Here is a 15,304-nt window from a genome sequence, read left to right as displayed (position 1 = left end):
AAGGGTTGCAATGCCCTGGTAAATAGTCAAGACTGTTGCCAATCGAGATTGCAATTTCCGTCCACCTGAAAAAGAAAAAAGGAGTCAGCCAATGGCCTGGGACGATCAACAGCCTCCCTGGGGCAAGAAGAAAGGGCCGCAGAGCCCGGAAGAACTCATTGCCGCTCTGATCACCAAGCTCAAGGATGCCTTTGAAGGTCGCGGCGCCAAAGGTGGCCCCCCCGGCGAGGGCGGCGGCGCTTCTCCCGCCGCAAAACCCGGCGGCGGGTACGGTCCTTTCGGCAAGCTTGCCCTGATCATCGGGATCTTCATTGTCGCCAATATTCTTTTCACGGCCTTTTATACCCTGGAGCCCGGGGAGCGCGGCGTGGTCCTGCGCTTCGGCCGGTATGCCAAAACCGCGAACCCCGGCCTGAATTTCAAGATGCCCTTTGTCGATGAGGTCATCAAGGTTGATATCGAGAATGTGCGCAAGGAGGAGTTCGGTTTCAGGACCCAGGTTCCCAGCCAGCGCAGTCAGTTTCAGAAACAGGGTTTTGAGGCGGAATCCCTGGTGCTGACCAGCGACCGCAACGTCATCGACGTCGAATGGATCGTCCAGTACAAGGTGCAGGATCCCATTCTCTTCTGCTTCAAGGTCAAGGACGTGCAGCAGGCGGTGCGGGACGTTTCCGAGATGGCCATGCGGCGTATCGTCGGCAACATGACCTTCGACTATGTGCTCAGCAACCGCGAGGTTCTGGCGGGTCAGACCCAGCGGGAAGTGCAGGATGCCCTTGATTCCTATGGAGCCGGGGTCAAGATCGTCACCGTGCAGTTGCAGGATGTGAATCCGCCCGATGCGGTAAAACCGGCCTTCAACGAGGTCAACGAGGCGGATCAGGACATGAAGCGCCTGGTCAACGAGGCGGAAGAGGCTTATAACCGCGAGGTGCCCAAGGCGCGCGGCGAGGCGAAAAAACTGCTGGAGGATTCCCAGGGATATGCCGTGGAGCGGGTCAATCTCGCCAAGGGCGAAACCTCCCGCTTTCTTTCCGTGCTGAAAGAATACCGGGCCGCCAAGGATGTAACCCGGCAGCGCTTGTATCTTGAGGCCATGCAGGCCATGCTGCCCAATGTCACCGAGATATACGTGGTCGACAAGGAGCAGCGCTCCATTTTGCCCTTGCTCGACCTGACAGGCGCGGGACGACCGAAGGCCCCGACGGCGACACCTCGGTGACGGCCGTCGGCAAAGCGAAAGAACGAGAAGAGGAGAAGTCAGTGAATACGATACTTCGTGGTTTTTTGATAGTGGCTGTGGCGGCTGCCGGCATCGTGTCGATGAACGGGTTCTTCGTCCTGCCCGAGGGCAAGCAGGCGGTGCTCACCCAGTTCGGCCGGCCGGTGGGTGAGCCCATCACCGAGGCCGGTCTCAAGTTCAAGACCCCCTTTATCCAGGACGTGACCTATTTTGACAAAAAGATCCTGATCTGGGACGGCGACCCGAATCAGATTCCCACCAACGACAAAACCTTTGTCTATCTGGACGTCACGGCCCGCTGGCGGATCTCCGACCCTTTGGTTTTTCTGCAGGCGGTGAACAACGAGAACCGGGCCCAGTCCATTCTCGACGATATCCTCGACGGCACGGTGCGGGATCTGGTGAACAAAAATGATCTGGTGGAGATCATCCGCAGCTCCGACTGGAACACCGAAGCCATGGGGCAGAAAAGCAATCTGCCGGAGGAACAGGTCCGCCTCGGCCGCGACAAGATCACCAGGATGATCCACGAGGCGGCCTCGAAGGTGACGCCGCAGTATGGCATCGAGCTGGTGGATGTGATGTTCAAGCGGGTGAATTATATCGAGTCGGTCCAGCAGAGGGTGTATGACCGGATGATTTCCGAGCGCAAGCGGATTGCCGCGGAAAAGCGCTCCACGGGCGAAGGGCTGAAGGCGGAGATCATCGGTAAGTTGCAGCGGGAGTTGAAGGAGATCAGCTCCGCCGCCAGCCGTGAGGCGCAGGAGATCAAAGGCAAGGCGGATGCGCAGGCGGCGAGGATCTATGCCGACGCCTACAATCAGGATCCGGAATTCTATGCTTTTTCCCGAACCCTTGAAACCTACAGGGACACCTTGGGCAACAACACCAGGATGGTGATCTCCTCGGATTCGCCCTTTTATCGGTATCTCACCGATCTGAAGTAGCCGTTTACGCGAGGTCCGCGGGGCTGAGCGGATAGGCGGGCCGGTGTTCCTCCGCGTCAAAGGGGATCCGGCCTTTTTTATCGAGTTCGGCAAGCAGAGCCGCGAGCTGGGCCTCGCTGTTCAGGCGTTCCCTGCCCAGGACCGTAAAACGGCAGGGGCAGGAGGTGAGCTGGCCGCCGCACCAGGGGCAGATCTCCACCGGACAGCCCAGGGTGTGCGGTTCCCCGTGCGCGGCATGGCAGACCGGGCAGAGGTTGTTCTGGAGATGAGCCGGGACATAAACCGGAAATTCCGCCAGGTCGGTATATTTTTTTAGAAAATCCGCGCGGCTTTCAAGGCCGAAGAACCGGAGGACCTCCTCCTCCGCGATCCCCTCCGCGAGAGGCCCCAGGAACTCCGCCCTTTCGCCGTTGGCGAGGTAGAGGTAGTCGCCGAGATTGGTGCTGGCGCAGACAAGGAAGGTGCCCCCGCGACTGTCGAGAAGGCGCAGGATGGCGATGGCGTCCTCCAGTCCTTCCGGCAGGTAGCTGTAAAAATTGTGAAACACATTGAGTCCCACGGAATCGGTGGCATATTTTTTCACCAGGGCGGTGGCTTCGGTAAGCCGGGCAGGCGGCACCGCGTACTGCATGAGAAGCTCTATCTCGGCGATGCGATTGCTGAGCGGTTGCATACTGTTTCCTCCGGCGGTCAATATTCAGGCGAGGGGGCGAGCCGGGAAGAGATCGCGTTGATCCATTGCCTGGTCTCTTCGGCGATGTCTTTCGCGCCGGTGAGCGCGGTGACCACTGCCAGTCGTCTTGCGTCCAGGGCGGTCAGGGTCGGGATGTGTTCCTTCTTGATGCCGCCCATGACGGTGAAGGGCAGATCGCAGAGTCGGCTGAACTCCGGAATCGCCTCCGGGCCGAGAAAGGAGGAGAGGCCGGCCTTGGTTTCGGTGGCAAAGAGGGGGCCGATGTTGAAGTAGGAGGCGCCGCGCGCCCTGGCGCTGGCCGCCTGTTCCCTGGTGTTGCAGGAAACGCCGATGATCAGCTCCGGCGCGAGTCTTCTCACCTCCGGCGCCGGCAGATCGCTGTTGCCCAGATGCACGCCGTCCGCTCCGGTAAGGAGTGCCACGTCCACCCGGTCGTTGACGATGAAAAGGGCGCCGGCCGCCCGGGTTTTCTGTCGGAAGATCCTGGCCTTTTCATAGAGAAGCAGGCCGTCCGCCTCCTTGTCCCGGAGCTGGACGATCCTGGCGCCGCCGGCCAGCACTCCTTCCAGCCAGTCAAGGTCGCTGCGGCCGTTGGCCAGTTTTTCGCAGGAAACCGGATAGACGGTGACCTCGCGGATGAACTTTTCCATCCGTTGTTGATGGGTGAGCGGTTTTTCTTTCATCGTGCTGGGCTCGTTGCTTTTTTCCCGCGCAGGCCGCGGATTTCTTACGTCTTGAAAAAAAACGCAATCCAGGTATAGTAAACGATTTGTTGCAATATTTCATTATGGTTTTCTCTTTCCCCGGCCAGGGGAGTTTGCGTTCAAGGACTGTTTGCCGGCGCGTTTGCCCGGGGGTGGGTAAGGCAAATGCATAACGTGCGCTGCTGGGGCCGGCGGCAACGAAGAGGCGGAATTTATGACGGACAGATTTATCATTGAGGACAAGGCGGAACTGAAACTCGCGGGCAAAACCTTTCATCTGCCCATCGTCGTCGGCAGTGAAGGGGAGCGGGCCATCGACATCCGCGGCCTCCGCTCGCAGACGGGCTACATCACCCTGGACAGCGGTTTCATGAACACCGGCTCCTGCTGCAGCAATATCACCTTTCTGGACGGCGAGCAGGGGATCCTGAGCTATCGCGGGTATGCCATCGAGGATTTGGCGGAAAACTGCACCTTCGTCGAAGTCGCCTATCTGCTGGACCACGGCAGCCTGCCCACCCAGCCGGAACTGAGCAAGTTCAGTCATCTGCTGGGCAAATACGCCATGATCCACGAGGACATGATCCGCTTTTTCGACGGCTTCCCGCCCAACAGCCCGCCCATGGCCATTCTCTCCTCCATGGTGAATTCCCTGTGCAGCTTTTATCCGGAGATGCTGGAGAATCCCCTGGAAAATATCGACAAGATGGCGGCCCGGCTCATTTCCAAGGTGCGGACCATCGCCGCCTTTTCCTACAAGAAATCCATGGGCCAGCCCCTGGTTTATCCGCGCCATGACCTGAGCTACTGCGCCAACTTTCTGAACATGATGTTCGATTCGCCGGTGCAGCCTTATGCAATCAACGACACGGTGGTCAAGGCCCTGAACAAGCTGCTGATCCTGCACGGCGACCATGAGCAGAACTGCTCCACCGCCACGGTGCGGGTGGCCGGCAGCGCCCGGGTCAATCTCTACGCTTCCATTTCCGCCGGCATCAACGCCCTGTGGGGGCCGCTGCACGGCGGCGCCAATCAGGCGGTCATGGACATGCTCAGCAAGATCCATAAGGAGGGCGGCAATTACAAGAAGTACATCGAGCGGGCCAAGGATCCGGACGATCCGTTCCGGCTGGTCGGTTTCGGGCATCGGGTCTACAAGACCCACGATCCGCGTTCGCGCATCATCAAGAAGGCCTGCGACGAGGTGCTGGACGCCCTCAATATCTCCGATCCGCTTCTTGATATCGCCAAGGAACTGGAAGAAGTCGCCCTGAAAGACAGTTATTTCGTGGAGCGCAACCTCTATCCCAACGTGGATTTTTACAGCGGCATCATCTACCGGGCCATCGGCATCCCCACCAATATGTTCACGGTGATGTTCGCCCTGGGGCGCCTGCCGGGCTGGATCGCGCACTGGAAAGAGATGTGGGATGATCCTGACTGGCGGATCAGCAGGCCCCGGCAGATTTACATCGGTCCCAAGCGCCGGCCCTTCGTGCCGCTGGAGAAGCGGACCGGCAAGGAATAGCAGGCTGTTGAAACGACGGCCGGCTTCCCCCGTCCTGGCGGGGATAAGAAGCATGAAGAGATACGCGCGGGCTGGCCGGAAGTGGCTGGCCCGTTTTTTTTCCGACGGGAGTCCTCTTAAAAAAAATAAAAAAAGTCTTAAAGTTTTCTCTTCCGCCTGTCGATAACGAAACACGGGTCGCCCTGTTTTTTGCTTTCCGCTGCGCCTACAGTGACGGTTGTGAGGAAGATCATGCGTATCAACGCCCTGCTTTCCGGCATGAATTCATCTCTGGTCGGGATCGGCAATGCCGTTCCGGTGCCCCCCGGGGAGGAGGGAGCCGTCCGTGCCCGACAGGGCGGGGCGGCTGAAGACGTGTTTGAACGGGGCCAGTGGTGGAAGAATCTGGCCAACGCCGTCGGCCCCGCCGCCTCGCGCGGGGTAAAGGCCTATGCGGAGCAGGCCGGTCTGCTCCAGGCCGACGCCGTCGGCAGGCAGGGCGATTCGGGCAGCGAGGGCAACGCCCCCCCGGCAGGAGCAGGTCGGGCAGAATCCGCGGGCCAGGGCGAAGAGGCGGAAGGCCGGCCCGCCGGCGCGGCCAAGGGGCCTGCTGGCGAGCCTTTGAGCCAGGGGGAACGCCTTGAGGTTGCCAAACTCGTCCAGCTCGACACCAAGGTCAAAAACCACGAAATGGCGCATCTTGCCGCGGCCGGACCCTATGCGCGCAGCGGCGCCAATTTTCAGTATGCCAAGGGGCCGGATGGCAAACGTTATGCCGTTGCCGGCGAGGTGAGCATCGACACCGCCAGGGAATCGACTCCGGAGGCAACGATCAGCAAGATGCAGACGGTGCGAGCCGCCGCCCTGGCTCCGGCTGATCCCTCCCCCCAGGACCGGAAGGTTGCCGCCAGCGCTTCCGTTGCCATTACCCAGGCTTCCCATGAGTTGCAGATGGTGCGCCTGGAACAGGCCAGGTCGGCTATGGAGGTCGAGGAGGCAGGAGGCGCGCCGGTCGGGTCCGCATCAGAGGATGAGCCTGGTGCCGGCGACGAAGGGCGACAGGCGGTTTCGGCGCAATCGTTCCGTCCCACCCGCAATCAGCGGGCCGCGGCCGCCATCATGGCCGGTCTGTGGCGTTCAGCGCCCCAGGTGAAGATCAGCGCCTAGCCGCTCCTGGCACAGGGAGCCGGCCACGGCCGTCACCGCGCTTTCCCTCCGGTCTTCACAGGCTGCCGCACATGGTCAGGTAATTTTCACATTCCCGCTTACAGGCAAAGGGACAGGGTTCTTTGCTGAACCATTTTTTTCTGGGGCACCAGTAACGGTCCTTGTAAGGTTCGTTGCAGCCGGTGGCGGAGAGTTTTTGCCGTTCCCTGGCCCCGAAGCGAACCACATTGCCGAGAATCGAAAACCGGATGATTGCCATTCCGATCCCTCCTGCCGCTGTGGCTGAATTGCGCAGCCTTACCCCCCATCATTTACTAACCCTATCGGCAATATTGCAGGATCGGTAAAGGACTTATTGACTTCTGGGTTCCCCTGGTGTTAATAGTTACCCTTTATCCTTGCGCCTGGGCGATTTTTTGTTGCCACAAGGAAGGTTCCATTCTCCTGAGACCTCTGAAAATCCCTCCTGCCGCACGTGAACAGTTAAGATTTCTGTAAGGGAGATAAGGTACATGCGTACTGATATCTTACATATCGGAGCTGGCGAGCTGACCTACGAAATACGCAATATCGTCAATGTCGGGGAAAAGCTGCAGAAGCTGGGCGCCAAGGTGTACTGGGAAAACATCGGCGACCCCATTGCCAAGGGCGAGGAGATCCCCCTCTGGATGAAGAAGGTCGTCTCCGACCTGGTCATGGAGGACGCCACCTACGGTTACTGCCCCACCCGGGGCATCCTCGAAACCCGCGAGTTCCTGGCGGCCGAGACCAACAAGCGCGGCGGCGCCCAGATCGGCCCGGACGACATCATCTTTTTTAACGGCCTGGGCGACGCGATCAGCAAGGTATTCGGCTTCCTGCGCCGTACCGCCCGGGTGGTCGTGCCCTCACCGAGTTACACCACCCATTCCTCGGCGGAAGCGGCACATGCCGGCGACCGGCCTGTCACCTACCGGCTGGATCCCAATAACTACTGGTATCCCGATCTCGACGATCTGGAAAAACGGATCAAGTACAACCCTGCCGTGGCCGGCATCCTGATCATCAATCCGGACAACCCCACCGGCGCGGTCTATCCCGAGCAGATCCTGCGCGGCATGGTCGCTCTGGCCAAGAAGTACGACCTCTTTGTCATCTGCGACGAGGTGTACCAGAACATCATCTACAACGGCCAGAAAACCCTGCCTCTTTCCGATGTGATCGGCGACGTTCCGGCCATTGCCATGCGCGGCATCTCCAAGGAAATGCCCTGGCCCGGTTCGCGCTGCGGCTGGATCGAAGTCTACAACGCCGACCGGGATCCGATGTTTGCCAAATATGTGGTCTCCATTCTCAACGCGAAGATGGTGGAGGTCTGTTCGACCACCCTGCCGCAGAAGGCGATTCCCGCTCTGCTCAGCCATCCGCAGTACCTGCCCTATCTCAGGGAACGGATCAGCCGCTATGAGCGGATGTCGAACATCGCCTATGAGGCACTGAAGGATCTCGACGGCATCCAGGTGAATCGCACCAACGGCGCCTTTTACATGAGTGTGGTTTTCAAGGACGGGGTGCTGAACGGCAGCCAGACGCTGTTCATTGACAACCCCGAGGTCCGGACCCAGGTGGAGAGCCTGGTGGGCGGCGCCAATGTCGCCTTTGACAAGCGCTTTGTCTATTACCTCCTCGGGGCCACCGGCGTCTGCGTGGTGCCGCTCTCCTCCTTTGCCACGGAGCTCCAGGGGTTCCGCATTACGCTGCTCGAACGCAACGAGGAGCGTTTTGCCAAGATCTTCAAGATCATTGCCAACGGTATCGCCCAGTATTTGAAATCGTAACGTCGTTGCCGTAAGGATAAACGAAAAAAGCCCCGCATCCCAAGGAAGCGGGGCTTTTTTCGTTGTGTCGGCGTCGGCGGATGCTTACTTTTTCTTTTTAGTCACCGGGCTCTTGATCACCGGCGTGGCAGCAGGTTTTTCCGCCGCTGTTTTTTCCCGGGCCGTGCGGCGGCCCACCATTTCGAGCAGCCGCTTGTCCAGGCGGGTGAGGTGGCTCATGGCCCGCAATTTCTCCGCATCTGTTTCGCCGTTGATGTTGATGATGATGAGGCGGTTTTCCCCCAGCCCGTACTGGTTGTCGAGGTCGAGAACCGCGCCGATCACCACCAGCCGGCCGCTCGCAATCCGCTGCCGGTAGCGCTTCACGGCCTCTGTCACCTGATAATCGATGTTTTTTTCCACCAGCGGGGCATCGCCCTTTGTCCCTGCGCCCAGGACAGGTTTTTCGCCCAAGGGCAACCGCAGGGGATCGAGGTCGCGGCGCAGATCCTGGTCAAGATCGCGGTGTCCGTTCGTAAAAAGGCGGAGGCTGTCGCTGTCCGTGTTGCCGGTGATTAAAAGCACCGGGGAAAGAAGGATGTTGACGCCGTAGTCGATGGCGCCCAGGGAGAGAGAAAGCTGGTTGGCGATATTGCGCACGCTGTAGACCCTTTTCTCCGGGTCAGGATAAAAAAGGCTGGACTGCACCCGGGCATCACAATCCGCCAGCCAGATCAGGTGCGGGGTGATGGCCTCCTTTGCCTCCCCGCCTGCTCCGTCGCGGCTCACCACCTGATCGTTGTGGCGGACCATGTTGTCGGCCACCGAATAGGGAGGAATCCCTGCCCGGACCTTCCTGACCGGCAGCATCCTGGCCTCGGTTGCGCCGATGAGAGAAACAAGGATAAGAAGGGTCAGGAGGGGAATTTTTGGCCGCATGGGGGTGTCCTGTCGTAGGGTAATTTCCGCAGTTTCGTATTACTGAACATTATCGGCTTTCCGTGCCATGACTAAAACTTTTTTAGTCCCGCGTCGGAGCAGGGAAGGGTGATTGTTTATTTTTGTTTTTAAAGTTAAAAAAATCAAATGGTTGCCTGTTGTCCGGCCGATTGGGTCCTGTCGCCCGCAGGTGGGGACAATTCGCCGCCCCCTGCTTGACAATGAAAATATCCATACTTATTGTTGGTCTCAACTTCACACGTCTCTGTGGAAAAAATCAAATTATTGCAACTGGATACATAGAGGTTTGCGAAAAATCCCCAGAGGGATGCGTTTGGCCTGAAAGGAGAGAAGAGTGTCTGAACAAGAGGAAAAAAAAGAAGTCCCTGAGGAGAAGCCTGGCGAGGGAGCACCTGAGGCAGAGGCCGCTTCGGCGGCGGGCGCGGCCCCTGGCGATCCGGCGGCGGAGCTTGCTGCGGCAACGGAGAAAATCCGGGAGCTTGAGGATCGGATCCTGCGCATGGCCGCGGAACAGGAAAATTTCAAGAAAAGAATGCAGCGGGAGCGGGAAACCTCTCTGAAGTATGCCGAGGAGAATATCCTCCGCGAGCTGTTGCCCTCCATCGACAACCTGGAGCGTGCCCTGGGGCATGGGGATGATACCGATGCCTCCGCGTTGCGGGCCGGGGTTGAGATGACCTGCAAGGGCCTGGTGAACACCCTGGAAAAATTCGGCCTGAAATCCCTGGACGGGGTGGGCCAGCCGTTTGACCCGAATTTTCATGACGCCCTGGCCACGGAGCACAGCGACGATGTGCCCGAGAACATGATCCTGCAGGAGTTTCAGAAGGGGTACATGTTCAAGGACCGTTTGATCCGGGCGGCCAAGGTCGTGGTTTCAAAGGGCAAGGCAAGCGAATAACAACGATGCTCGATACCGTTATTTAAGGAGAATATGATTATGGGTAAGATTATTGGTATTGACCTGGGAACAACAAATTCATGTGTCGCGGTGATGGAAGGCGGCGAGCCGAAAGTTATCGCCAACGTCGAAGGCAACCGGACCACCCCTTCGGTGGTCGCCTTTTCCGCCAACGGCGAACGGCTGGTCGGCCAGGTGGCCAAGCGGCAGGCGGTGACCAATCCCACCAAGACCCTCTATGCCATCAAGCGTCTCATCGGTCGCAAGTTCACCGATGCCGAGGTGAAGAAGAGCATCGAGATCAGCCCCTTCAAGATCGTGGAGGGCAATGACGGCGATGCCGCCGTGGAGGTGGACGGCAAGAGACTGGCGCCGGCCGAGGTTTCGGCCATGGTGCTTACCAAGATGAAGCAGACCGCCGAGGAATACCTGGGAGAGGCGGTGACTGAAGCGGTCATCACCGTGCCCGCTTACTTCAACGATTCCCAGCGTCAGGCCACCAAGGACGCGGGCCGCATCGCCGGCCTGAACGTGCAGCGCATCATCAACGAGCCCACGGCCGCGGCCCTGGCCTACGGCCTGGACAAGAAGGGTGAGGAGAAGATCGCGGTTTTCGATCTGGGCGGCGGCACTTTTGATATCTCGGTCCTTGAGATCGGCGACGGCGTTTTCGAGGTAAAGTCCACCAACGGCGATACCTTCCTGGGCGGCGAAGACTTTGACCTGCGCATCGTCAACTGGATGGCCGACGAGTTCAAGCGCGACCAGGGCATCGACCTGCGCGGGGACAAGATGGCCCTGCAGCGCCTGAAGGAAGAGGCGGAGAAGGCCAAGATGGAGCTTTCCACCACCATGGAAACCGACATCAACCTGCCTTTTATCACCGCGGACGCCTCCGGGCCCAAGCATCTGCAGATGAAGCTCTCCCGCTCCAAGCTGGAGAGTCTGGTTGAGGATCTGATCGAGCGCACTGTCAAGCCCTGCCAGATTGCCCTGAAGGACGCCGGAGTTACCGCCGCGGACATCGACGAGGTCATCCTGGTCGGCGGCATGACCAGAATGCCCAAGGTTCAGCAGAAGGTCAAGGAGATCTTCGGCAAGGATCCGCACAAGGGCGTGAATCCGGACGAGGTCGTCGCCATCGGCGCCGCCGTGCAGGGCGGTGTTTTGAAGGGCGATGTCAAGGACGTGCTGCTTCTCGACGTGACTCCGCTTTCCCTGGGCATCGAGACCCTGGGCGGCGTCATGACCAAGCTGATCGAAAAGAACACCACCATCCCCACCAAGAAGAGCCAGGTCTTCTCCACCGCCGCCGACAATCAGCCGGCGGTCTCCATTCACGTGCTGCAGGGTGAACGGGAGATGGCGGCCTACAACAAGACCATCGGCCGCTTCGAGCTGGCCGACATTCCGCCCGCTCCCCGCGGAGTGCCGCAGATCGAGGTGACCTTCGATCTGGACGCCAACGGCATCCTGCATGTGTCCGCCAAGGATCTCGGCACCGGCAAGGAACAGTCCATCCGGATCACCGCTTCCAGCGGCCTTTCCGAGGATGAGATCAAGCGGATGCAGAAGGATGCCGAAGCCCATGCCGACGAGGACCGCAAGCGCAAAGAGGCTGCCGAGACCAAAAACCAGGCTGACTCCATGATCTATGCCACCGAGAAAAGCCTCAAGGAGCTTGGCGACAAGGTGGATGCCGAGCTGAAGAACAAGGTGCAGGCCGAGATCGACAGCCTGAAGAAGGTCATGGAATCCAACGATGTCGAGGCGATCAAGAAGGGCATCGAGTCCCTGACCCAGGCCTCCCACAAGCTGGCCGAGATGATGTATGCCCAGGCCACCAAGGATAAGGGCGCGGGCGGCGGCACTGCCGGCGGCGGCGAGGCCGGCGGCAAGAAGGACGACGACAACGTGGTGGACGCCGATTTTGAAGAAGTGAAGTAACGCTTGATTGGGTACTTGGTGAAAAAGGGCCGGCGGGGTTTTCCCGCCGGCCCTTTTTTTTACCCGGGGTGCTCCGCCCGTTCCCGCGTCGGTTTTCCGCAATAATCTTTTGCCACTCCCGCGCCTTCCTGCTAGAATTTTGTCAGCTGGATCCCTTTGTTCCGGGCTCCTCCCATTCTCCATGAGATTTTCCGGCAATCCCGGGCAGGAGAGACTTTATGCAAGATGTGCTCACGACCTGTGTCTATTGCGGCTGCGGCTGCGGACTCTATCTGGGCGTGGAAAACGGCCGGGTGGTCGGTGCCCAGCCGAGCCGTAACCATCCCGTTTCCAGGAACAATCTCTGCGTCAAGGGTTGGCATCTGCACGAGATCATCCACGCCCCAAGCCGTCTCACCCAGCCGCTCATGCGCAAGAATGGTCGCCTGGTGCCGGTTCCCTGGGAGGAGGCCCTGGCCTTCACCGCCGGCGAGTTGTTGCGCATCCGCGACCAATACGGCGGCAGCGCGCTCGGCGTACTCTCCTCGGCCAAATGCACCAACGAGGAGAACTACCTGCTGCAGAAATTCGCCCGGGCCGTGCTCGGCAGCAATAACATCGACCATTGTGCCCGCCTCTGACACGCGCCCACGGTGGCAGGTCTTGCCACCACCTTCGGCAGCGGGGCCATGACCAACTCCATCAATGAGATTGAAAACGCCGAAGTGATCCTGGCCATCGGTTCCAACACCACCGAGGCGCATCCGCAGGTGGCGCGGCGCATGCTCGCCGCTGTGGATCGCGGCGCCAGGCTGATCGTGGTCGATCCGCGCCGGACGCGCCTTGCCGAGTGCGGTTATCTCCATCTCGCCATCCGGCCGGGCACCGATATCCCCCTCCTCAACGCGATGATGCGGATCATCATTGACGAGGGGCTTGCCGATGATCTCTTCATCGAGATGCGTACGGAAAACTACCACGCCCTGCGCGACATGCTTTTTCGCCTTGATCTTTCCGAACTGGCCGGGATTTGCGGGGTGAAACTTGCCGATATCGAAAAAGCGGCCCGGCTCTATGCCCGGGCCGGCAAGGCGGTGGTCTGCTACTGCCTGGGTATAACCCAGCACGTCTGCGGCACGGAAAATGTCCAGTCCATCGCCAATCTGGCCATGCTGGCCGGGCATGTGGAAAAAGAGGACACCGGGGTCGACCCGCTGCGCGGCCAGAACAACGTGCAGGGTGCCTGCGACATGGGGGCACTGCCCAATGTCTTTCCCAGCTATCAGTCCGTTTCTGTTCAGGATTATCGCGAGAAGTTCGAGCGGGCCTGGGGGGTGACCCTGCCGCAGACTCCTGGCCTTTCTCTGGTGGAGATGACCCATGCAGGGCCTGGCAGCACGATCCGCGGCATGTACATCATGGGCGAGAATCCCATGCTCAGCGACCCGACCCTGTCCAGGGTGGAAGAGACCCTGCGCGGCCTGGAATTTCTGGCAGTCAGTGATATCTTTCTCACCGAAACCGCCCAGCTTGCCCATGTGGTCTTTCCCGCCGCCTCTTTTGCCGAAAAAACCGGAACCTTCACCAATTCCGAGCGTCGGGTGCAGATGGTGCGGCAAGCGGTGGCGCCACCCGCGGAGTGCCGGAGCGACGCGGAGATTATCATGGAGCTTGCCGGCCGCCTGGGTTACGTGATGGAGTATGATTCCTCCGCCGAGGTGATGGAGGAGATCGCCCTGTTGGCCCCCATCTACGGCGGCATGTACCACGACCGTCTGGAACAGGGGTGGGGCCTGCAGTGGCCCTGCTGGAACCGCGAACATCCGGGTACGCCTTTCCTGCACAAGTATTATTTTACCCGGGGCCGCGGTCATTTCGTGCCGGCTGGCCACAGGGAGCCGAGCGAGCTTCCCGACGCGGAATACCCGCTGCTGCTGATGACCGGTCGCATCTATCACCAGTATCATACCGGCACCATGACCAGAAAGAGCGAACGGTTGAATCGGGAGAGCGGCGAGGCGCTCCTGCAGATCAATGGCGAGGATGCCGCCGCGCTTAAGATCAGAAGCGGCGACCGGGTGCGCCTTGCCTCCCGCCGCGGCGCCATTGAGCTTGCCGCCGAGATCAGCGGTCAGGTGGTGCCGGGCATGGTCTACACCACCTTTCATTTCAGCGAAGCGCCCATCAACCTCCTCACCGTGGACAAGCTGGATACCGGTTCAAAGTGCCCGGAATACAAGATCTGCGCGGTCAGGGTGGCAAAGGTCTGAGAATGCTTGACCGCCCCTTGAAAAACGGACTGTCGGCGGCACAGGGATGGCTTTTTTAACGGAATGTCAGGCGAGCAGTTGGAGGAATATGCACGACAAGTACATATTGAAAAAAGATTACCTGAAGAGCTTCCTGCGCAAACTCATGAAGGAGCATCGGCTGGTGGCGCCGGTGAAAAACCGGCATGGAGACGTGCTTTTTTCGGTGGTGGACGATCTGGACGGGGTGGAGCTTGCCGTCGGTTCCCAGCCGCAGAACTCGCTCAAACAGTTCTTCTTTCCCCAGCAGGAGGCGCTCTACACCTATGAGGATTCCGGGGCAGGGTATGAGTTCCGGCCCGTGCAGGCCCCGGATGCGCCCACCATTTATTACGGAGCGCATCCCTGCGACATTTCCGCGATTCTTTACATGGACGTGGTTTTTTCCCAGAATGGCCGGGATAATTTTTATCTGCGCAGGCGGAAGGATTCCCATCTGATCGGCCTGAACTGCGGAGTCCCCCCTTCGGAAAACTGTTTCTGCAATGCCACCGGCCACGGCCCTTTTCTGGAGTTCGGCTCCGATCTCATGCTCACCGATCTGGGAGACCGTTTCTTCGTGGAAACCGGCAGGGCGCAGGGGGCGGCGCTGGCCGGCAAATGGCGCCGATTCTTTGAGGCCGCCAGCGAAAAGGAGGACAACGCCAGGTACCAGTCCTTTCTTGAGGCGCGCGGCAGCTTCAAAAGGCAGGTGCATGTCGAGCAGGTGGTCAGGCAGCTTGCCGAAGGCAAGGTGGCGGAAGAGGTCTGGGCCGCTCTTTCCCTGCGCTGCCAGGATTGCGGCGGCTGTGCCTATATCTGTCCCACCTGCACCTGCTTCACCATCAGCGACCAGCAACGATCGGCGGTGAGCGGGGTGCGGTTGCGCTCCTGGGATGCCTGCACCTTTGGAGGCTTCACCAGGATGGCGGGCGGCCATAATCCGGTGACGCAGAAAATCCAGGCCGTCCGCCAGCGTTTTCTGCACAAGCTCCGTTACGATGTGGAAAAATATGGCCGGCCGGGCTGCGTGGGCTGCGGCCGCTGCCTGGGCATCTGTTTTGGCGGCACCGATATCGTCCGTTTCGTGGAAAAGGCCTACGAAGGAAGTCTGTGAGGCCGGTCAGAAGGGAAGAAAGGAAGCGTATTCCATCACAATCAATCCGGTTGC

The 15,304-nt window shown here is 59.7% G+C and carries 13 protein-coding genes; 9 read left to right on the top strand and 4 right to left on the bottom strand.

Annotated features, from left to right (window positions below; all coding sequences use genetic code 11):
• Positions 1–91 precede the first annotated feature (91 nt).
• Both hflK and hflC read left to right on the top strand, forming a co-directional pair.
• Positions 92–1,222, top strand: a complete 1,131-nt coding sequence (gene hflK, locus ACUUL3_RS10495; RefSeq protein WP_448551130.1) for an FtsH protease activity modulator HflK — start codon at positions 92–94, stop codon at positions 1,220–1,222.
• A gap of 41 nt (positions 1,223–1,263) precedes the next feature.
• A complete protein-coding gene (gene hflC / locus ACUUL3_RS10490; protein WP_448551128.1) occupies positions 1,264–2,190 on the top strand; it encodes a protease modulator HflC in 927 nt (308 codons plus the stop codon).
• 4 nt (positions 2,191–2,194) lie between these two features.
• Here the strand turns inward: hflC and ACUUL3_RS10485 are convergent, their stop codons facing one another.
• Both ACUUL3_RS10485 and thiE read right to left on the bottom strand, forming a co-directional pair.
• Positions 2,195–2,863: a hypothetical protein gene (locus ACUUL3_RS10485; protein ID WP_448551126.1), complete on the bottom strand. Its 669-nt coding sequence runs from the start codon at positions 2,861–2,863 to the stop codon at positions 2,195–2,197.
• 17 nt (positions 2,864–2,880) lie between these two features.
• Positions 2,881–3,567 carry a thiamine phosphate synthase gene (gene thiE, locus ACUUL3_RS10480; protein WP_448551124.1) on the bottom strand — a complete coding sequence of 229 codons (687 nt, stop codon included), beginning with the start codon at positions 3,565–3,567 and terminating at the stop codon, positions 2,881–2,883.
• A gap of 235 nt (positions 3,568–3,802) precedes the next feature.
• On the opposite strand from thiE, the gene ACUUL3_RS10475 reads away from it, so the two are divergent.
• Positions 3,803–5,116, top strand: a complete 1,314-nt coding sequence (locus ACUUL3_RS10475; protein ID WP_448551122.1) for a citrate synthase — start codon at positions 3,803–3,805, stop codon at positions 5,114–5,116.
• A 231-nt stretch (positions 5,117–5,347) separates the two neighbouring features.
• The gene (locus tag ACUUL3_RS10470) at positions 5,348–6,262 is read left to right on the top strand and encodes a putative metalloprotease CJM1_0395 family protein (RefSeq protein WP_448551120.1); all 915 of its coding nucleotides are present in this window, start codon (positions 5,348–5,350) and stop codon (positions 6,260–6,262) included.
• A gap of 55 nt (positions 6,263–6,317) precedes the next feature.
• On the opposite strand, the gene ACUUL3_RS10465 is transcribed toward ACUUL3_RS10470, so the two are convergent.
• Positions 6,318–6,521 (bottom strand): hypothetical protein, encoded by a 204-nt coding sequence (locus tag ACUUL3_RS10465; RefSeq protein WP_448551118.1) that lies wholly within the window; start codon positions 6,519–6,521, stop codon positions 6,318–6,320.
• 253 nt (positions 6,522–6,774) lie between these two features.
• Between ACUUL3_RS10465 and ACUUL3_RS10460 the strand changes: the two genes are divergently transcribed.
• A complete protein-coding gene (locus tag ACUUL3_RS10460) occupies positions 6,775–8,079 on the top strand; it encodes a pyridoxal phosphate-dependent aminotransferase (RefSeq protein ID WP_448551116.1) in 1,305 nt (434 codons plus the stop codon).
• Positions 8,080–8,163: 84 nt separating this feature from the next.
• Here ACUUL3_RS10460 and ACUUL3_RS10455 read toward each other — a convergent pair whose 3' ends face one another.
• The gene (locus tag ACUUL3_RS10455; RefSeq protein ID WP_448551114.1) at positions 8,164–8,997 is read right to left on the bottom strand and encodes a carbonic anhydrase; all 834 of its coding nucleotides are present in this window, start codon (positions 8,995–8,997) and stop codon (positions 8,164–8,166) included.
• 355 nt (positions 8,998–9,352) lie between these two features.
• Here ACUUL3_RS10455 and grpE point away from each other — a divergent pair, with 355 nt between their 5' ends.
• The 4 genes from grpE (at position 9,353) to ACUUL3_RS10435 (ending at position 15,250) form a co-directional block, all read left to right on the top strand.
• Positions 9,353–9,919 carry a nucleotide exchange factor GrpE gene (gene grpE / locus ACUUL3_RS10450; protein WP_448551112.1) on the top strand — a complete coding sequence of 189 codons (567 nt, stop codon included), beginning with the start codon at positions 9,353–9,355 and terminating at the stop codon, positions 9,917–9,919.
• A 39-nt stretch (positions 9,920–9,958) separates the two neighbouring features.
• The gene (gene dnaK, locus ACUUL3_RS10445) at positions 9,959–11,866 is read left to right on the top strand and encodes a molecular chaperone DnaK (RefSeq protein WP_448551110.1); all 1,908 of its coding nucleotides are present in this window, start codon (positions 9,959–9,961) and stop codon (positions 11,864–11,866) included.
• Positions 11,867–12,084: 218 nt separating this feature from the next.
• Positions 12,085–14,115 (top strand): formate dehydrogenase subunit alpha, encoded by a 2,031-nt coding sequence (fdhF, locus tag ACUUL3_RS10440; protein ID WP_448551108.1) that lies wholly within the window; start codon positions 12,085–12,087, stop codon positions 14,113–14,115.
• A gap of 88 nt (positions 14,116–14,203) precedes the next feature.
• Entirely contained in the window at positions 14,204–15,250 is a 1,047-nt protein-coding gene (locus ACUUL3_RS10435) for a 4Fe-4S dicluster domain-containing protein (RefSeq protein WP_448551106.1), read from the top strand.
• Positions 15,251–15,304: the final 54 nt, after the last annotated feature.

This window comes from Thiovibrio sp. JS02, from assembly GCF_053485635.1.
This window is presented reverse-complemented; position numbering and strand designations above follow the sequence as displayed.